The 18780-nt window shown below is 61.3% G+C and carries 15 protein-coding genes; 8 read left to right on the plus strand and 7 right to left on the minus strand.

The features are described 5' to 3' along the window. The first annotated feature begins 4 nt into the window (after positions 1-4). Positions 5-1495: a glutamate synthase subunit beta gene (locus R3F07_13520; protein MEZ5277393.1), complete on the plus strand. Its 1491-nt coding sequence runs from the start codon at positions 5-7 to the stop codon at positions 1493-1495. 118 nt (positions 1496-1613) lie between these two features. Beyond that, positions 1614-2288, plus strand: a complete 675-nt coding sequence (locus tag R3F07_13525; GenBank protein ID MEZ5277394.1) for a response regulator transcription factor — start codon at positions 1614-1616, stop codon at positions 2286-2288. 220 nt (positions 2289-2508) lie between these two features. Here R3F07_13525 and R3F07_13530 read toward each other — a convergent pair whose 3' ends face one another. Continuing rightward, positions 2509-3069, minus strand: a complete 561-nt coding sequence (locus R3F07_13530) for an OmpA family protein (GenBank protein ID MEZ5277395.1) — start codon at positions 3067-3069, stop codon at positions 2509-2511. Between the two features lie 183 nt (positions 3070-3252). Between R3F07_13530 and R3F07_13535 the strand changes: the two genes are divergently transcribed. After that, positions 3253-4119: a CbiX/SirB N-terminal domain-containing protein gene (locus R3F07_13535; protein MEZ5277396.1), complete on the plus strand. Its 867-nt coding sequence runs from the start codon at positions 3253-3255 to the stop codon at positions 4117-4119. A 53-nt stretch (positions 4120-4172) separates the two neighbouring features. On the opposite strand, the gene R3F07_13540 is transcribed toward R3F07_13535, so the two are convergent. The 3 genes from R3F07_13540 to purH all read right to left on the minus strand — a co-directional run bounded on the left by R3F07_13540 (position 4173) and on the right by purH (position 8072). Continuing rightward, positions 4173-5552 (minus strand): M20/M25/M40 family metallo-hydrolase, encoded by a 1380-nt coding sequence (locus tag R3F07_13540; protein ID MEZ5277397.1) that lies wholly within the window; start codon positions 5550-5552, stop codon positions 4173-4175. A gap of 43 nt (positions 5553-5595) precedes the next feature. Then, the gene (locus R3F07_13545; protein ID MEZ5277398.1) at positions 5596-6414 is read right to left on the minus strand and encodes a M48 family metallopeptidase; all 819 of its coding nucleotides are present in this window, start codon (positions 6412-6414) and stop codon (positions 5596-5598) included. 98 nt (positions 6415-6512) lie between these two features. Then, the gene (gene purH / locus R3F07_13550) at positions 6513-8072 is read right to left on the minus strand and encodes a bifunctional phosphoribosylaminoimidazolecarboxamide formyltransferase/IMP cyclohydrolase (GenBank protein MEZ5277399.1); all 1560 of its coding nucleotides are present in this window, start codon (positions 8070-8072) and stop codon (positions 6513-6515) included. Positions 8073-8145: 73 nt separating this feature from the next. Here purH and R3F07_13555 point away from each other — a divergent pair, with 73 nt between their 5' ends. Both R3F07_13555 and R3F07_13560 read left to right on the plus strand, forming a co-directional pair. Further along, positions 8146-8907, plus strand: coding sequence for a methyltransferase domain-containing protein (locus tag R3F07_13555; GenBank protein MEZ5277400.1), 762 nt, complete (start codon positions 8146-8148; stop codon positions 8905-8907). Between the two features lie 365 nt (positions 8908-9272). Beyond that, positions 9273-9692: a GNAT family N-acetyltransferase gene (locus R3F07_13560; GenBank protein ID MEZ5277401.1), complete on the plus strand. Its 420-nt coding sequence runs from the start codon at positions 9273-9275 to the stop codon at positions 9690-9692. Between the two features lie 1059 nt (positions 9693-10751). Here the strand turns inward: R3F07_13560 and R3F07_13565 are convergent. After that, positions 10752-11186, minus strand: a complete 435-nt coding sequence (locus R3F07_13565; GenBank protein ID MEZ5277402.1) for a hypothetical protein — start codon at positions 11184-11186, stop codon at positions 10752-10754. A gap of 12 nt (positions 11187-11198) precedes the next feature. Further along, positions 11199-14099: a hypothetical protein gene (locus R3F07_13570; GenBank protein ID MEZ5277403.1), complete on the minus strand. Its 2901-nt coding sequence runs from the start codon at positions 14097-14099 to the stop codon at positions 11199-11201. A 153-nt stretch (positions 14100-14252) separates the two neighbouring features. On the opposite strand from R3F07_13570, the gene R3F07_13575 reads away from it, so the two are divergent. Then, the gene (locus R3F07_13575; protein MEZ5277404.1) at positions 14253-15968 is read left to right on the plus strand and encodes a HEAT repeat domain-containing protein; all 1716 of its coding nucleotides are present in this window, start codon (positions 14253-14255) and stop codon (positions 15966-15968) included. Positions 15969-16037: 69 nt separating this feature from the next. On the opposite strand, the gene R3F07_13580 is transcribed toward R3F07_13575, so the two are convergent. Beyond that, positions 16038-16766, minus strand: coding sequence for a sulfite exporter TauE/SafE family protein (locus R3F07_13580; GenBank protein ID MEZ5277405.1), 729 nt, complete (start codon positions 16764-16766; stop codon positions 16038-16040). Positions 16767-16931: 165 nt separating this feature from the next. Here R3F07_13580 and R3F07_13585 point away from each other — a divergent pair, with 165 nt between their 5' ends. Both R3F07_13585 and R3F07_13590 read left to right on the plus strand, forming a co-directional pair. Next, on the plus strand, positions 16932-18290 hold the full coding sequence (locus R3F07_13585) for an MBL fold metallo-hydrolase (protein MEZ5277406.1): 1359 nt from the start codon (positions 16932-16934) through the stop codon (positions 18288-18290). Between the two features lie 6 nt (positions 18291-18296). Next, a complete protein-coding gene (locus R3F07_13590) occupies positions 18297-18776 on the plus strand; it encodes a cupin domain-containing protein (GenBank protein MEZ5277407.1) in 480 nt (159 codons plus the stop codon). Positions 18777-18780 lie beyond the last annotated feature (4 nt).

Raw genomic sequence — 18780 nt, forward strand, 5'->3', positions numbered from 1 at the left:
CTAAATGGGCAAACCAACCGGATTTCTCGAGGTCGAAAGAAAAACCATCTCCGAAAAGGCTCCGCTTGAGCGGATCAAGAACTGGGAGGAATTCAAGGACCACCCCCCTGAAGAGCATCTCCGCAAGCAGGGATCGCGCTGCATGGATTGCGGCACCCCGTTCTGCCACACCGGCCATCTGATTTCCGGCATGGCCAGCGGCTGTCCGATCAACAATCTGATTCCGGAGTGGAATGACCTGGTCTTCCAGGGTCGCTGGAAGGAAGCCCTGCAGCGACTGCACAAGACCAATAATTTCCCGGAATTCACCGGACGTGTCTGTCCCGCCCCTTGCGAAGGGTCCTGTGTCCTTGGCATCATTGAGCCCCCGGTCACGATCAAAAATATCGAGAGTGCCATTATCGATCGGGGCTGGGACGAAGGGTGGGTCACCCCGAAAACGCCCGCGGAACGCACCGGCAAGAAGGTGGCGGTGATCGGATCCGGTCCCTCGGGCCTGGCCTGTGCCGATCAGCTCAACCAGGCGGGGCATTCCGTGACTGTCTTCGAGCGGGCCGACCGCCCGGGCGGACTCCTCATGTACGGGATTCCGAACATGAAGCTCGACAAGCGCAAGGTGGTCGAACGCCGGATCAAGCTGATGGAAGAGGAAGGCGTCACCTTCCGGACGGGATGCGAGATCGGCCGCGACATCCCCGCTTCCCAGATCAGGACGAACTTCGATGCCATCGTCTGCTGCACAGGCGCGACCAAACCCCGCGACCTGCCCATCCCGGGTCGCGAACTCAACGGCGTCCATTTCGCCATGGATTTCCTGACCGGAAATACCCGGCACATTCTCGACACCTCCTTCGACGGATCCCTCCCCCCGATCAACGCGCGGGACAAGGATGTGGTGGTCATCGGCGGCGGCGACACCGGAACCGATTGCGTCGGCACCTCCATCCGCCACGGCTGCCGGAGTGTCACGCAGCTTGAAATCCTGCCCCGACCACCCGATCAGCGGGAAAAGAATAATCCATGGCCGGAGTGGCCGAAGATCTACCGCCTCGATTACGGACAGGAAGAGGCCAAGGCCCTTCAGGGCGAGGATCCACGTCAGTATCTCGTGATGACCGAGCGCTTTCTCGACGACGGCGAAGGGAATCTCGCCGGGCTTGAAATCTTCGATATCGAATGGGGCAAGGATGATCAGGGACGTTTTGTCCCCAAGAAGAAGGAAGACACCCGACGGATCATCCCCGCCCAACTCGTCACCCTGGCGATGGGATTTCTCGGGCCTGAGCAGACCCTGGTCGAGCAACTCGAACTCAAGACGGACGCGCGTTCAAACCTCGAGGCCGAACACGGGAAATTCACCACCAACGTCGAGGGCATCTTTGCCGCCGGCGATTGCCGTCGTGGCCAAAGCCTCGTGGTCTGGGCGATCAACGAAGGTCGCGGCGCCGCCCGCGAGGCGGATCGCTACCTGATGGGCTCGACCCAGCTCCCCTGAGCAAAGGGTCGATTCCGTCCTGGTTTCTCGTTCCCTCGGGCTACGCCGCATGAATCCGTTTCGATAAGCCGGATTGATCAATTGGTCCCGGTCTGATTGAGTTTCTCCGGAAACTCGTATGAAACGCGTCGTAATCGTGGAGGACCAGACGGCTGTCCGGCAGATGCTGGCCCATGTCCTCAGCCTGGAAGGCAACTACGAAATTGTCGGAGAATCCGGAGACGGGCATGAGGCGACCGCTCTGATCCGCAAGGTCAGACCCGATCTTCTCATTCTCGATGCCCGCCTGCCGGGAATGAACGGTCACGAAATCCTCCAGGCGGTTCAGGATCTGCTGCCAAGACTGCGCGTGCTGGTATTTTCCGGCTACGAGAATCCGGTCATCATCCGCGACCTGCTCAATCACGGCGCCCACGGTTTCGTCGAGAAATCCGCCAACCTCGAGGAATTGCGGCGGGGAATCGAGGCCGTGGCCAATGGAGGCACCTATTTCGGACCGGCCGCCGCGGTGTCCATCCGCAATCTCATGACCGGGACCGCCGGTTCAGCGACAAGTCGGGACCTCCTGACCGACCGGGAGCGGGAGATTCTGAAATTGATCGCCGAAAGCCACAGCACCAAGCAGATCGCGGCCCGCCTTGGACTCAGCGTGAAAACGGCCGACAATCATCGGACAAACCTGATGCGCAAACTCGATCTCCACGATGTCGCCGGCCTGACCCGCTTTGCCATCCAGATCGGCCTGGTCGAAGCGGCCCAACTGCCGGGAGTGGAAGAAGACCCCCGCCCCTAGTGGTCAGACACGCATGATCTGACGGGTTGGGCAGGAGAGGCTTACGCCTCGATTCTTGTCCAGACCGGCTCTGGATCGAGGCGTAAAGCCTCTCCTACACACTCTCGTGGATACCTGATACCCATCAGTTGATCAGCGTCAGTCCACTGGGGCGAATCACCCGAGCAAAAAAAAAGGCCCCGCACCTGGAGATGCGGGACCGGAGAGGAAAGCGAAAAAATCAGCGCAGGATCACCAGTTCGACCCGCCGATCCTGCTGCATCTGCTCCTCGCTGCCGCCTTCGGCGGCATCAAGGTCACCCTTGGAAAGGGTTTCCACGCGAGATGACTCAACTCCAATGCCCTCGAGGAAGGACCGCACACTCGACGCCCGGCGGTCTCCGAGGCCCATATTGTATTCGGTCGTCCCCCGCCAGTCACAATGGCCTTCGAGGAGAATCCTCGCGGTCGGGCTGCCCGAAAGGTATTCGGCGGCCTGGGAAAGTTTCTGCCTCTCGGAGACCCGGATACTCGATGAATCGAAGTCAAAATAAACGGACGGAAGCACGCCGCGCTGCTGCTGGCCAAGGCCACCCATGTCATCCGCACCCCGGGACTCCAGACCGCTTTGTCCGGCAAAGAGATCATTGGTCGAGACGGACTGGGGATTCAGCCCGGAACCTGCCCCCGGCCCCACCATGGTCTGGCTGGGATTGGGACGGGTGGGCTTTTTCTGACACCCAGCAAATGCAACGGCGAGCCCAAGTGAAGCGAGGGCGAGAAGTCTGGTCGGATAGATCATGTACAAAGAATTGTCCGGATTTCAGCTGATTTATTGTCTAATCGCCTGAGTCGGGCAAGAAATTTAGGTCGGAATGAATATTCCGTGAAAGCAGCAGGATGATCACCCTTCAAACCGGGCACAAGAAAGAAAGGTGCCTCCAGGCCTTGCGCCGGTTATCGACCCCCATTTCCTTGATTCCCAATGCCGGTGGACCTCGTACAGACCCCTGAAATCCTGCTCGTCGACAATGGTTCACTTCGCCCTCAGCCGACACTGCACCTGCGCCGGATCGCCCGGAGGCTGTCGTCCCGCATCCCCTACCCGGCGACCGCGACCTCGCTTCTTCATTCGGATCGGATCGATCCGGACCGGCTGGAAGGCAAACCCGCCGTTCTCCTCTTTGACGAAATCAGTCGCCGCCTCGAGGCAGGCAAAACGCATTTCATCATCCTGCCCTGCTTCATCGGCCCGAGTCTCGCCCTGACCGATTACATCCCCGGGCAGCTGAACGAACGGCGAACCCGCCACCCCCGCCTCAGGGTCGTGGTCGCAGACAGCCTCGCCCGGACCGGCCCGCGGGAGGACCTCCGCCTCGCCCGGATCGTTAGCCATCGGGTCCGGGATGTGATCACCGGGCATTCGCCGTCGACTGCGCCAGACGTTATCGTGGTCGACCATGGGAGTCCGGTCCGGGCGGTGGCCGCTTTGCGGGACCGAATCGCCACCGAGGTCGCCGGGCACCTCGCCGGGTCGGTTCATTCCGTCCATCCGGCCTCAATGGAACGCCGCGAAGACCCCGAGTTCGCCTTCAATGAACCCCTCCTCGAGACCGCCCTGATGGAAACAGGCCGGAACGGTCGCCCCGTCATCGTCAGCCTCCTCTTTCTCTCACCCGGCCGCCACGCCGGACCCGATGGCGACATCACCCGGATCTGCAGGGAAGCGCGGGCGGCCCGTCCCGGCCTCGACATCACGTTGACCCCACCGATCGGAGTCGATCCAGGAATCATCGATATTCTGGCCGACCGGACCGGAGAAGCCCTCGCGGAACTGACCGCGCAGACCTGAGACCTCCGGTCGGACGCCCGGGAAAGTCCGATCCGCCCCGCTGCAGGGGACCATCAGCCGGACCTGCCCGCCAAAGACTTGAGGATATCCCTCGAGACTTCGATGCCCTTCTTCATAACCCCGAGATGAAAGCTTTCGTTGGGAGCGTGAAGGGCGTCTTCAGGCAGGAAAAGCCCCAGCATGAGGGAATCCATTCCGAGGACCCGCTTGATTTCGGCGATGATGGGGACGCTGCCGCCCTCGCGCAGGTAAAGGGGTGGCCGGCCGAAGACCCGTTCGATACTCCTGCCCGTCGCCTGAAAGGCCCGGGCCAGAACCGGTGACTGGTCTGCGGGCGTATTCACACGCCCGGGCGGAATGACCATGTAGGGGTTGCCCTTGTGGCCCGGTTTGATCTCGAGTCTGACGTCTGGACTGCAGCGGGCCCGCAGAGCCTCAAAGACGAGCGCCTCGATCCGGTCGGGATCCTGGTTGGGCACCAGCCGGCAACTGATCTTCACGAACGCGGTCGACGGGATGACCGTCTTGCTTCCTTCACCCTGGTAACCGCCGCCGATTCCATTGAACTCCAGTGTCGGATAAAAGCGGATACCCTCAAACGGCGACACGCCATTCAGCGTCCGGAATCGCCGGACTCCGGTGAACTTGAGATACTCCTGCTCACTGATGCCGAGCCGTTTCAATTCCTCCCGCTCCCACTCCTCCGGCTCCACCACATCGTCGTAGAATCCGTCGATCGCCACCCGTCCGTCCGCGTCATGAAGAGAGGCGCACAGATCGGATAGAGCCTGGATCGGATTGAGGAAGGCGCCTCCGTGCATTCCGGAATGAAAATCGCCGGAAGCCGCGGTCACCGAGACCTCCAGGGTGATGATGCCCCGCAAGCCCGACGTCACCACCATCTGGTTCTCGTTCGGGCTTCCCGTATCGGAGAGCAGGACAAAGTCACCTTTCAACCGTTCCCGGTGGGCATCAAGGAATCCTCCAAAACTGGGACTGCCGATCTCCTCTTCGCCCTCGACCAGAAAGGTGATCCGAAGCGGCAGTCCGGGATGATCCGCAAGAAGCGATGCGACCGCCGCGACATGAACCATGAAGGGCCCCTTGTTGTCGGCTGTGCCCCGGCCATACATCCGGCCGTCCCGGACTGTCGGTTCAAAGGGGGGAGTCTTCCAGAGGTCGAGGGGGTCCGGCGGCTGGACATCGTAATGCCCGTAGATGACGACGTGCGGCCAGGCGGGATCTCCGCCGCGGGTGGCCAGGATGACCGGGTGGAGCGGCGTCTTCACGATCTCCACCTCGAACCCGATTCCACCCAGCAGACCGGCCACGAAATCGCGGCACTGGGCCATGCCCTCACGGAAGGCGGAATCGGTCGAGACACTCCGGCAACGGACGTACTCTTTCAGTTTCTCAATCGGATCGAAGGACATGGCGCCAACCTGCACGCAGCCCGCGACTGGATCAAGCCTGGCCTCAATTTCCGTCTCCGCCGTCCGGATGATAAACCGCCAATGCCTCGGGCATGATCTTCTTCAATTCCCTGATCCGCGTCTCATCGGCCGGATGGGTCGAAAGAAATTCGGGTGGCTTGTTCTTGCCTTTCGACGCCGCCGCCATCTTTTCCCAAAAGGTGATGGCCGCCCGGGGGTCGTAGCCGGCGCGGGCCGCGTATTGCAGGCCGATGATGTCCGCTTCGGTTTCGTGCTTTCGCGAATAGGGCAGGAGCACGCCGACCGTCGTGCCCAACCCATAGGCGGCCAGGGCGGCCGCCCGTTCACTGTTCGACTGATCCTTTGTGGCCACCCCCACCCCGACGGCACCCGCCGCCACCAGGATATTCTGCGACATCCGCTCGGAACCGTGGCGCGCCGTGACATGGGCGATCTCATGCCCCATCACCGTCGCCAGTTCCGCGTCGGACTCCGCAAGGGCCAGGAGTCCGGTGTAAACCCCCACTTTCCCTCCGGGCAGGGCGAACGCATTGATATCCGGACTGTCAAAGACAACGAACTCCCACTGGGCACTGGGAAGATCGTCCCCCACCGCCGTGGCGATCCGCTTTCCGACATTGGTGACTCGCTCGTTCAGAATCGGGTCATTTGAGACCTTCTCCTCCTTCTTGATCTGCTGGAAGGAGGCCGCCCCCATCTCGGTCTCCTGACCCACCGAGATGAAATTGACCGTCCGCCGACCCGTTGTCGGGACGGTATAGCACCCCGCCAGAAGGCACCCGATCAGGATGAACACCCCGACGCAAAAGCCTGTCCGAGATACCTGACCCGAATTCTTCATCGCGCGTAACTTGGACCCTGATAACCCCCGGAGGTTCAATCGCATTCGCCGAAAGGTCAAGACGGCCTCCATCACCGGTTTGCGTTCGGTCGCGAAGCTCAATGCCGGAAATGCCGGATTCCTGTGAAGACCATGGCCATGCCCCGTTCGTTGGCCGCTGCGATGACTTCGGCGTCGCGGACCGATCCGCCCGGCTGGATGGCGGCGGTCGCACCGGCCTCAGCTGCCGCAATCAGGCCGTCGGCAAACGGGAAGAGAGCCTCGGAGGCCACCGTCGATCCCTTCAGATCGAGCCCCGCCTCGCCGGCCTTCCAGACCGCGATCCGGGAACTGTCCACCCGCGACATCTGTCCGGCGCCGATGCCGAGGGTCCGTTCACCGCGTGTGTAGACGATGGCGTTGGACTTGACGTGCCGTCCCACTTTCCAGCCGAAAAGCATGCTCGCCCATTCATCTGCAGTCGGCTGCCTCTCGGTCACGACCCTGAATCCGTCCGACCGGATCGGCATGGCATCACGGTCCTGACAGAGCAGGCCGCCCAGAACGGAACGTACTTCCTGCAGATCGTCCGGCCCGAGGCCCCTCTGCCTGGTGATCATCAGGCGGAGATTCTTCTTTTTCGCAAAGATGGCGCGAGCCCCATCCGTAAAGTGGGGCGCGATGATGACTTCGCTGAAAATTCCGGAAATCTCCATCGCCAGCTCTTCTTCCAGAGTCTGGTTGACAATGATGATGCCGCCAAAGGGAGCCTGCCGATCGGTCTCAAACGCCAGCCTCCAGGCTTGGACCAGGTCCGGCGCACTGGCCAGGCCGCAAGGATTGGTGTGCTTGAGGATGGCCACGGTCGGCTTCTCGAATTCCCCGATCAGATGGACCGCCGAGGTGATATCGAGGATGTTGTTGTAGCTGAGGGCCTTCCCCTGCAACTGCTCGAACTGCTCGAAGAACGACCCGTAGAGCGCCGCCTTCTGATGAGGATTTTCCCCGTAGCGCAGATCGGCCGCCTTGGGGTAGCTCAGGCTCAATTCGTCGGGACACCCGGTAAGCAGGGCGCTGTCGGGCCCCTCGGACGCCTCGGCGGAGAGGTAATCACTGATCGCCCGGTCGTAGGTGGAGGTCCGCCGAAAAACCTTCAGTGCCAGATCCCGGCGAAGACGCTCAAGACCCGTCTCATCAGCCGCGTCCATCGTCTTCAGTACCCGATCGTAATCGGCCGGGTCGCAGATAACCGCAACCGAGGAGTGATTCTTGGCTGCGCTCCGCAGCATGCTCGGGCCCCCGATGTCGATATTCTCGATCGCCTCCTCAAAGCTCACATCCGGCCGGGCGACCGTTTCCTCAAATGGATAAAGATTGACCACCACCAGATCGATCAGATCGATCCCATGCGCCTTGGCCTGGGCAAGGTGGTCCGGCTTGTCCCGCCGACAGAGCAACCCTCCATGAACTTTCGGGTGGAGTGTCTTGACCCGTCCTTCCATGATCTCGGGAAAGCCGGTATGGTCGCCCACCTCGGTAACCGGCAGACCGTTTTCGAGGAGAAGGCGCGCCGTCCCGCCGGTTGAAAGGAGGTGATACCCATGACGCTCAACCAGGGCTTTGGCGAAAGCGACCAGGCCGGTTTTGTCCGAAACGGAGAGGAGGGCTAGCTTTTGCATCGATTCTCATTCCCATCCTCCCTATCGATGGTTTCAACCCTAAATCCAACGATCCTCCCCCTCCCGATCCATCATGGCCAAGCCCTCCATCCCTCGCCGCCTCGAAAGCACGCGGAAATCCTGGGAACGCTTCGCCTCCGAAGACCCCCTCTGGGCCATTCTGACCGACCCGGAAAAACGGAATGGCGGCTGGGACGTCGAGGAATTCTTTCGCTCCGGCGCCGATGCAATCGACGCCGAGATGCAGCGGCTGAGCCGACGCCTTCCCGATCGACCCACCCATCGGGCGCTCGACTTCGGGTGTGGCGTCGGTCGCCTCACCCGTGGACTGGCCGGACACTTCCGGGAAGTCGTCGGGGTCGACATTTCCGCCAGAATGATCGAATTGGCGGACTCCCTCAACGACACTCCCGACCGGGTCCGATTCGTCCACAATCCGTCGGCCGATCTCACGGTCTTCCCGGACAATCACTTCGACCTCGTTCTCACCCTGATCACCCTGCAGCACATGCCGCCGCGCAACGCCAGGCGTTACCTCCAGGAATTCGTGCGGGTCACCCGCCCCGGCGGCGCTCTCGTTATCCAGGCCACCGCAAGGCGCATCCGCGAAAGGGTTTTAACTCGGCGCCTGCGGAGCCGCTTCCTCCGCTCCATCGAGTGGATCAACCGCAAGCTGATGATCGACCAGAGCCCGCGCATGGCCATGAACATGATCCCGGAGCACGTCGTCCGCCGCACTCTCGAACAGGCGGGTGCCACCCTCCTCGAGGTCGCCCCCGACTCCGACGCCGGGGAGAAGTATCTCAGCCTTCGCTACCTGGCACAGAAGGATTGACCGCAGATAGTCGCGGGCCGAAAATGCCGGGTCCGATCCCGCGGACCACCTGAATCAGGCAAGAGAATCGGAATCCTGAGCCCGCGAAATGGCGCCCCCGATGGAGGCATCGGGCCCTCTTCAGCTCTTGATCCGCTCCGAGTAACCTCTCACAATCCGCCATGCCCCAACCATCCGCTGCCCTAAACCCCGAAAGGAATCGAACCCGTCCCTTTCCCACCCCACAAAGCCCTTGAACCCCCGATCACCGGTCGGCAACAGGAGCTCTCGAGAGGTCGTTTCGCACCAGGAATCGTAGAGTATCCCAGGATTTCCCGGCAAAAGCACGGTTTCCTGTGACCTTACAATGATCTACCAAAAATGCGATGAATGAACACTTCGAGGTCCGCATCGCTGTCGAAAGGGATTTTGACCAAATCCACATGGCTGACCTATCAATCAAACCGGAGATCCTGAGAACAAAAATCGGTAGGAACGAGGTCATCGTTTGCGACGAGTCGGGACATATTACCGGAGTTCTTCGCTTCCAATGGTTTTGGGACTATCTCCCATTCATCAACTACATATGGGTCGAGGAGGGATTTCGAGATGAGCACCGAGCAAGCCGAATGATTGAGAAGCTCGAAGCGACAACAGAAGGAAGAAATTACAAGAGAATCATGGCATCTACGCAGTCCAACGAAACTGCACAGAATTTCTTCAGGAAGGTTGGATTTCAATATGCTGGTGGATTTGCGATGTCGGATCAGCCCTTCGAGTTGATCATGATCAAATACCTGAACTGACGCAGAACCAAGCGCTGCACACCATCGTTCACCTACGGTTCGCTCTCGTGTGGGCTTTTCGTTCTTCAAATCCCTATGGACAAGAACAGGAACGCATACGATCGCTGTTCGGATATGTATGATGTCGACCCGAATACCCACACGGCAGTGGAGGAGTAAGACGTTGAGGAAATGGTCGCCGCCGCGCCTGGCGAGCACATTCTTAACGCGGCCTGTGGAACCGGAAGGTATTGCCGTTTGTTAAGAGAGGAGGAGCCCACGTTGTTGGCATAGACTTCTCAGAGGGCATGCTGCGCGTTGCGAGAGAGAAAATGCCGACCATCCCTTTTTACCATGGGGATCTGACAGGTATTCTGCCTTTCCCGGAAGCCAGCTTCGATAAGGTCAACTGCGCACAAGCGCTAAGACACCTTCCTGAACTGACAATTCCGCTGACGGAATCCGCCCGCATCTTGAAACCGTCCGGTACGATTACTTTCTCAGTGACGCATCCAGAAATGGACTGTGACAACTATGAGATGTCTTGTAGACCTTCTTTCAATCCTGCTGCCGAGTCCGATATCCACCATCACCGATTCTGGTCATACTTCGAGGCGATCGAGCGGGCTGATCTTCGCCTGTCTGCATTCCGCCAGACGCCCGTTGGAAACAAGATCCGAAAGTATCTGACTTCTGAATCATATCGGAGAGTCAGAGGGCGCTAACAGATCGCGATATTCCAGACCACGAAACGGAAGCCAGTCGAATTGGCAGTTGCACCGGACACTTCGCCGCCCCGGTGAGCCTTCACGCTACCTCGAAAACAGGACTGACCAGCTCTCCCCTATGGAAGAATTCGTGGCCAGAAACTCAACTGGGTCATGCAAAGGAGTCCAATGATTCACGATTCAAGATTGGCATGGAAGGCGGGACCGGTCTCGTCAGTTCAGAGCCTGATCAGTCTTCATCGTCAGCAAAAGCAAAGAGATCTCATGTGGGAAATCCTGCGGAAATCATGATTAATTGCTGACCCCACAGCGCAAACTTGAATCCGAATAGGGTAAGCCAAACCCGCCCTGATCAGAACCGACGCCTGTGCAGCAGCCGGAGATCCTTCGTCCAGAGGATCTGCCCCGAACCGAGGGGAGCCCCAAGAACAAGGACCGGTTCTTCGACCAGAAGCCCCCCGGTTTCGAATCTACCTGCGCTCGACTGGCGGGCGTCCCAGAAAGCGGCGACCGCCCGCTTCACCTCATTCGGTCGGTCACCCAAAGGAACGTATCCTTCGTCCAGATACAATCGTTTCCATTGATTGCTTTCCCCATACCAGAAGCAGAACCGCACGGGAAGATCGGCCGGAATCCGCACGAGGGAGGCGTAGCGGGCCCGGGAGCCGCCCGCCTGAACGAAAGATCCGATGTGGAGGTGGGCCGCATCCCATGATACGACCGGGACCAGCCTCGCCCCCCGCCCGAGGGAAATGCACCTGGTCCGATGGAGCTTTACCGCAAGCATCGCGTTCTTTCTCTAGCGTTGACTGCCCCACCTGACCCGATGAGACCCGGAGCCGGCCCCGATCGAATAGCCCCGTCTCTGCGCCCAATCCCGGGCGCCGGCATCGAGATCGGGTTGCCCACAGTTCAGGTAATCCTCGGCCAGAGGGACATCGCCGTAGAGCTCAAGCAGATCGATCAGTTCGGGAATGCGAGACTCCTCACCTCTCCGGATGTATTCATGGCACGCTTTGACCACGGTATCCTTGATGGCGGAATTCTTTGGCACGAGCGCCACCGCAGCCAGGACGCCCGCCAGATCCCCGGTCGCCGCACTCCCCGCTTCCATGACCTCGACGGGGAGATCGTGACCCTGAGAAACACCGATCAGATCTGCGAGCCGCCCCCTCCCTCTCGAAGCGTCTGCAATCAGTTCAGGCCATGCCCCATGACCATTCAGGACGCCCGCCGCCATGCGAACGGCGGGATCAACCGCTTCCTCGACCACCCGGGAAAGTGCCGCCTCGTCCGTCAGCTTGGCCAGGACGATCTTGCAGACCTCCCGGTCGGTGGAGCGGATCGCCACCTCGGCCAACCGCATCGGATCCTCCAACCGACCGGCTGCCTCCTGCCGAATGACGTCGAATTCCCCATTCAGGGCCCATCGCACGAGGACGGCAGGGTCATCCGTCTCCTCAATCGCCGCCACGCGACGGTCAAGATCCCGATGGGCGGCCAAGACCCGGTCCCTGAGGTCTTTGTCCCGATAAACCTGGTCTGCCGCAAATTCCCGAAGAGAGGCAAACTCTGATTCGATGGCCACGTGCGTCACATAGACCGGGTCCACCATCGCCTCGATCGCCGCCGAACGCACCGAAGCAGAGGTATCCCGACGCGTGCACAGGAGAAGAAAATCGTCATCGGCATTCTTCTTCACCACCCGTGCCCGCAGGGCGGCCGAGGGATGATCAGCCGCGAATTCCTGAAGCAACTCAGGATCCTTGAGCGCATCGACGGCCCCGATGCGCAGGTATGGGTTCCGGCCATACCGGGCGATATGATCCAGCCTCAGTGGGTCGTTCAGACCCGCCACGGCCGCCACCCGCACCTCCGTCTCCTTGTCGTTGGCAATCGCATCTTCAAGCAAGGTCTGATCGGTCACCCGCCCGATGGCCGCCGCCCGCAAATGCGGGTTCGAGCCAGTCACCGCCAGAGAGCGCAGAAAAGCCTGGTCGGTGATCTTGGCGGCGACCGCTATCGATCGCTCGCGATTCAAGCGGTCAAACATCTCCAGCAGCAGTGCTTCATTATTGAGATTCCCAAGAGCGGCTTCCCATATCCCCCATCCCTGATGCGTCTCTACGATGCGGGCCAGCGCGGCCTGATCGGTCAGCCTCCGGACCGCAGTTTCCTGAAGCTCTTTATTCTCGTCCTCCCAGACCCGCTCGGCGAGAAAGGCCTGATCGGTGACCCGGCCGACGGCGCCTTTCCTGACCAACTCATGATAGGGTCCGGAAGCGATCTCCTTGAGCAACGCCTGATCGGTCAACCGCGCGACCGCGATCCTTCCCTGCTTCATGCCGCTTTCCTCCATCGCGATCCTGGCCAGGAGCGTCTGATCATCGAGCCGCTCAATCGCACTGAAGCGGACATAGGGGGTCTCTTCGGTCATGACCACGTCCCGCAAAACCTCCTGGTCGTCGAGGTTGCGGATCGCGGCCTCCCTCACTTTCCCCTCAGGATCCTCAAGGGCCAGGCGTCCCAACAGAGCTTGGTCCGTGAGCCGCGATGTCGCCGCCGCCCTGATGTCTTCGGAGCGGCCTTCTCCCGTCGCAAGGGTCGCCAGCAACTCATGGTCCTCCAGCCTAACGGTGGCCGCACGTTGAACAAAAGCATCAATCCCAACCTCGGGCAACACGATCGCCGCTAATTCGGCGGCTTCGGTCAGGCGAGCCACCGCGGCCAGACAGATCGGGTTGAGGTCCTCTCCGACCGCAATCTGTCCGAGAACATTCTGGTCCGTCAATCGGCCGACCGCTGCCAACCGGACACTGAAGTCGGGATCCGAAGTCGCCAGTGACGCCAGCAGATTCTGATCAGCCAGTCGGGCGATCGCCGCCATCCGGACCGACCAGTCCGGATCCCTCTGCGCCGACTCCGCAATTACGACCGGACTTTCGACCCGGTCCAGCGCCGCGCGGCGGACATTCCAGAACCGGGCTTCCTTCACCGCCTTTTCGATTGCCCTTGCGTCATTCAGTCGGTTCAGGGCGAGCCGAGCCAGGGCGGGATCGTCTGAATCCTGCACGATCCGGAAAATGGACTCCTCATCCTGCAACCCGGAAAGCGCCGCCGAACGCACCGTCCACGACCGATCCGAAAGGGCCTTTTCCAGAAAGAACGCCTCATCATCCAGGCGGCGCAGAGCCTCCCGCCGGACCCGCGGTTCCGGCGCTTCGGAGGCGAGAGCGGTCAACGGTCCCGGATCGTCGAGCTGCGCGACGGCGGCCACGCCCAGAACCGGATCATCCAGGATCATGGCGATCCCGATCAACACCTCGGGCTCGGTGATCCCGCTGACCGCCGCCAGTCGAACCGCTTCCTCCGGATCCCGCCGGGCCACCTCACCCAAGTCAATCGGATCGGTCATCGACGCGACCGCCGCCAGCCGGACACCGGCGTCCGGATCTCTCCGAGCCACCGTCAACAGCCGATAGGGATCGGTCAACTTCGAAACCGCCCGCGCGCGTTCCTCCGGATCCTTGCTGTCCAGACTCGGTCCGCACCCCACCAGGATCAGCCCAACCCCAAAGATCCCGAAACCCCGGAAGAGCCCCAACCCGCCCAAGCCGCTCCGGAAACCGACGCTCTTCTGACCAATGGCTCTCCCAACACCCTGCATTCCGCTCGTGAATCGCTCCATCGCCTGGTTCACTCCGGATTCTAGTCGGCCCGGAATTCGGGGTCAAGAACGCAACGGACGAATGAGCGTCGGCAGTGCCAGTTTTTCGGGCTTGTTGCGATCGATCGGTCTTGCCGGGGGACGCGGCCGGAGTAGAATAGGGGCCGGTCGGGGAGGACCGTCACCATGAAGACAACGGCCTGTCTGCTCATGCTCCTGTGCGGAGCGGCCACCTTGGGCTACCCACAACGGACCTACACCGAGGACGAGCTGTTGCATAGGCTACAGCAGGGGGATGCCACGGATCGGGCCATCGCGATCACTTACCTCACCCTTACCTGTCCGTCTCAAGCATTCGATCCGATCCTTGCCGCCACAGGCGATGAGGACAAGATCGTGCGGGAAAGGGCCGTGCGGGCTTTGGGCAAATTCGCAGACCCTCGCGCCGGGCCAACCCTCATCGCTGCGTTGAGCGATCCCGACCGTTCCGTCCGAAGAGAAGCCGCCACCGCCTTGATCATGGTGCGCGATCCCCGGGCAACATCCGCCCTGTGCCGGATCCTGCGGACCGACGATGACGCAGACGTCCGCCGAATGGCCGTCCGGGCCCTGGGATGCCTCCCGTCCGCGGAAGCCGCAGAAGCGCTGGAAGATGCCTTGCAGGATCCGTTCTCCTGGGTGCGAAGCGAAGCGGCCACATCCCTCGTTTCCATCGGGCGGGAAAGCAGCGTTGAACCGTTGATCAAAGCGCTGCAGGATGGCGACGATCAAGTGCGCGCCCAGGCCGCCGCCGCCTTGGGCGCGATTGCTGATCCGCGTGCGCTTGTCCCCCTGTTGGACGTCCTGCGGATGCACCCGTACCAGCCGGATCCACAGGTGATCATCGCCTTGGGCCGGATTGGCGATCCATTGGCGTTGCCGGTCCTGATCGACATCCTGCAGGACAAGCGAATCTTCGAATCGATCCGCGCTGAAGCAGCCGCTGTCTTGGGCCGGATCGGCGATCCCGACGCCGTCGAGGCATTGGTCCAGGCCGTTTGCAGCAGCACTGACATGATCCGTGGCCATGCTGTCACCGCCTTGGCCGCGCTGGGACCAACGGCTGAAGAGCGGCTCATCGCCGAAGCCCTGGCAAGTGAGGAGGCCGAGGATACCCGCGAACTGTGCCACGTCGTTCGCGCGTTGGGCACCCTGAAGGCCGAAGGCGCCCTCCCCATCATCCTCGCGATCCACAGCCGGAGAGGTCCTTCCCACGACATCGGCAAAGCCTGCACCCTGGCTCTTGCGGACATCGGGAACGCGGGGCTTCCCGATCTAATCCGTCTGGCTGACCTGGATGAGGATTCGGCGATCGAGGCGATCGCCGGCGTCCGCGATCCTCAAGCTGTCCCCGGATTGATCGACGTGCTCCATCATGAGGACCGAAGAATACGGTCTTCCGCGGCCGACGCGCTGGGGGCGATCAAGGACAGCCGGGCTGTCCCGGCCCTGCTGGAAAAGCTCATCAACGAACCCTGCAATGTCTCCGTTCGGGCCGCTCGGGCCCTCGTCGCCATCGGCCCCGCCGCCGTCGAACCGTCCCTGGCCCTGCTGCCCGCGGCAAAGGAATCACCGCAGGTCTTTCTTTACTATGTCCTTGCCTGCATCCCGGACCCGGCCGCCGAACAGGTCATAGCCACGGTCATGGACGGCCGCGATGAGCAGGAAGTCGCGGCCGACCATACGGCGTTGATCAAGCAAGGAGCCTACCGGCTCCGATGGCCACTGATCATCTCGCTCTTTCGCGCGGGCGACAGGCAGATGGCGAATGCCTTTCTCAGCTCCAACGTTTCCGCCCTGGAAACGGCCGGGATGGCCTGGGGCCTTCTCCATGGATACGACCTCTACCCGGTTCTTCGATAGACCAGACGGGCAAAGAGGAGGATTGGCCTCTCCATGGGAAGGTCGACCAGGCAATCTCGAGCGCTCCCCCTACCCCGGCAGGCACCATTCAATCAGGTGGGCCGAGGCCGGGATGAGGGTCTGGTGGAACCAGTGATGCACGGCCGGGACCCACCGGACAAGGGTGACGACGCCAAAGGCGATGATCAGCAGGCCGGCCCACCGAAGCAGGCGGCGACGCGCCTTCAGACCGACCGTCCGCGAAAAGGCGCCCAGCAGGAAAAGCGAAGGAAAGGTTCCCAGGCCGAAGACGACCGCACCGAGGGCCGCGTCGACAACCGAACGGAAGGAGGCCAGATAGAAGAGCGCCGCCAGCACCAGACCGCAGGGCAGGAATCCATTCAGCCATCCGATCACAAAGGCCGAAACGAGTGAGGAGGACCCGGTCAGGCGGCCGAGCGCACGACAGGCGGCGGTCGGCTCGACCCATCGGGTCCACCAGGTCTGCAGACGGAACTCAAAAACCTGGGCCAGACCCAGAAGGATCATGATCAGCCCAACAACGACAGCCAGACCAACCTGGATCCCGCTGAACCAGCTCAGGCGCGAAAGCAAACCCGTCCCGGTCGCCACCACAATCGCCAGAAAGACGTAGGTCAGGGCTTTCCCGGCCTGATAGGCGAGGTGACGGCCAAGAACGCCCGGCCAGGACCTGGCCGGAGCTGCCACCGCCAGCGCAAATCCCCCACACATGCCGAGACAATGCCCGGACCCGAGGAGACCGAGGAGCAGGACTGAACCGTAATCAAACAGGGTCATCGGAATCGAAGACCCAACCGCTAGCCGGGCCGGACGGAATTGGCCAGCCTTTGTGGGTCCACATCGGCCGTCAAAAAAAAAGATTCCCGTAAGGCCCCCTTCGTTCAGGATGTTCACTCCGGATGGAAGGCGGACGAGTTCTCCCGCACGATTCCGGCCAACCTAATGAAGTTAACCGACCTGAACCGGGAAGGTGGCATCGGTGCCAACTCCCTCCTTATCGAACTTGGCGATTTCACCTTCGTCATCGACGCCGGACTCCATCCCAAGCGGACCGGCCGGGAAGCCCTGCCGGATTTTCGGAGCCTGATCGACCGCCACGTCGATTTCCTCATCCTGACCCACTGCCACCTCGATCACCTCGGCGGATTGCCTGTCCTCATGCGACAGCATCCCGAGACCCGGGTGCTGACCAGTGTGCCCAATCTGACCCTGGCCCCGCGCATGCTCCACAATTCGGTCAATGTGATGACCCGCCAGCGCGAAGAACAGGGGATTCCCGGCTACCCGCTCTTCACCCACACGGAGATCGACGAGCTGGTGCCGCGGTTCCTGCCCATGCTCTTCAATCAGCCCAGAAGAGTCACCCTTGACCGCGACGAGATAGAAATCACCTTCTATCCGGCCGGTCACGTGGCGGGAGCGGCAGGGATTCAGCTCGTTCACAAGCACCGGTCCATCTTCTTCACCGGAGACACGCTCTTCGAGGACCAGCGTATCCTCGATGGGGCCCGTTTTCCCCGCCGGCATTTCGACACTGTCGTTACCGAAACCACCCGGGGTGCAACTCCGGCCGTCCCCGGAAAATCCCGCCACGAAGAAATCGAACGCCTCCTGCACACGATCAACAACGTGATCCATCGGGGCGGTTCGGTCCTCATCCCTGTCTTCGCCCTCGGGCGGATGCAGGAAATCATGACGATCCTCAATGATGCCCGTCGCGCGGGGCACCTTGTCGACTGCCCGGTCTTCGGCGGGGGCCTGGGGCTCGATCTCGCCGATTACCTCAACGATATCGCCCACAAAACCGGCTTGGTCCGCTTCAACCGGAACGTCATCAAGCAGCTCAAACTCAAACCGTTCCCCCGCAAGTTCAAACCCGGACGCGAACCCGGTGAAAAGGGAATCTACATCCTGAGCAGCGGGATGATGGTGGAGAACACCCCATCCTACGGAATCGCGGCCAGCCTGCTCGGCCACCACCACAATGCGATCTGCTTTGTCGGCTACTGCGACCCGGATACCCCGGGAGGTGGCCTGATGGCGTCCAAGGCCGGAGATACCTTCCTCTTCGAAGCCCTCAACTACCAATGCCCGATTCGAGCCGAGATCGAGCGATTTGAACTCAGCGGCCATGCCGACCGGGACGAGCTGCTCGAATTCGTCCTCCAGACCGACCCCCGGGCGGTCGTGCTGACCCATGGCGATCCCGAGGCCCGCCAATGGTTCGCCGAGTCGATCAACCGGGCCAGTCCGGCCATCAAAGTGACCGACCCCATCCCTTTGCAGGAAGCTCTCATCTGAATCCGCATGAAGAAGATCAACACCAACCAGCTCAAGGAAGAGTCCTGGACTTCCCCGAAAGGGATCTTCGGAGGCTCGGCAAAATCGGTATCCGAGGCCCTTGGACGGAAGCCAGCCTCGATGGACCTGAACGAACGCCATCCTTTCGATGTCGAAATTTCCCGGATCCCGCCCGGCAAGTCCCCCTGCCCCTACCATTCCCACAGCGCCCAGTGGGAATTCTATCACGTCGTCTCCGGGAACGGATCGGTTCGCCACCAGGACGGGGAAACGGAGGTCCAGCCCGGCGACGCCTTCATCTTCAAACCCGGAGAACCCCATCGGATCACCAATACCGGCGGCGAAGACCTGGTCTTCATGGTCCTGGCCGACAACCCGATCGGCGAATCATGCCATTACCCTGACAGTGGAAAGTGGCTCGTTCGCTCACCCGAGGGCCGACTGATCCGCTCGGAGAATCTCGACTATTACGACGGCGAGGAATAGCCCG

It is taken from the genome of Opitutaceae bacterium (assembly GCA_041395105.1).
Lineage (GTDB): Bacteria > Verrucomicrobiota > Verrucomicrobiia > Opitutales > Opitutaceae > B12-G4.

Bases quoted from the DNA above. Each gene is read 5' to 3' on its own strand.
- R3F07_13590 (MEZ5277407.1), top strand. From the start codon at position 18,297: ATGAAGAAGATCAACACCAACCAGCTCAAGGAAGAGTCCTGGACTTCC.
- R3F07_13560 (MEZ5277401.1), top strand. From the start codon at position 9,273: ATGAATGAACACTTCGAGGTCCGCATCGCTGTCGAAAGGGATTTTGAC.
- R3F07_13585 (MEZ5277406.1), top strand. From the start codon at position 16,932: ATGAAGTTAACCGACCTGAACCGGGAAGGTGGCATCGGTGCCAACTCC.
- R3F07_13535 (MEZ5277396.1), top strand. From the start codon at position 3,253: ATGCCGGTGGACCTCGTACAGACCCCTGAAATCCTGCTCGTCGACAAT.
- purH (MEZ5277399.1), bottom strand. From the start codon at position 8,072: ATGCAAAAGCTAGCCCTCCTCTCCGTTTCGGACAAAACCGGCCTGGTC.
- R3F07_13545 (MEZ5277398.1), bottom strand. From the start codon at position 6,414: ATGAAGAATTCGGGTCAGGTATCTCGGACAGGCTTTTGCGTCGGGGTG.
- R3F07_13525 (MEZ5277394.1), top strand. From the start codon at position 1,614: ATGAAACGCGTCGTAATCGTGGAGGACCAGACGGCTGTCCGGCAGATG.
- R3F07_13580 (MEZ5277405.1), bottom strand. From the start codon at position 16,766: ATGACCCTGTTTGATTACGGTTCAGTCCTGCTCCTCGGTCTCCTCGGG.
- R3F07_13565 (MEZ5277402.1), bottom strand. From the start codon at position 11,186: ATGCTTGCGGTAAAGCTCCATCGGACCAGGTGCATTTCCCTCGGGCGG.
- R3F07_13530 (MEZ5277395.1), bottom strand. From the start codon at position 3,069: ATGATCTATCCGACCAGACTTCTCGCCCTCGCTTCACTTGGGCTCGCC.
- R3F07_13540 (MEZ5277397.1), bottom strand. From the start codon at position 5,552: ATGTCCTTCGATCCGATTGAGAAACTGAAAGAGTACGTCCGTTGCCGG.
- R3F07_13520 (MEZ5277393.1), top strand. From the start codon at position 5: ATGGGCAAACCAACCGGATTTCTCGAGGTCGAAAGAAAAACCATCTCC.
- R3F07_13575 (MEZ5277404.1), top strand. From the start codon at position 14,253: ATGAAGACAACGGCCTGTCTGCTCATGCTCCTGTGCGGAGCGGCCACC.
- R3F07_13555 (MEZ5277400.1), top strand. From the start codon at position 8,146: ATGGCCAAGCCCTCCATCCCTCGCCGCCTCGAAAGCACGCGGAAATCC.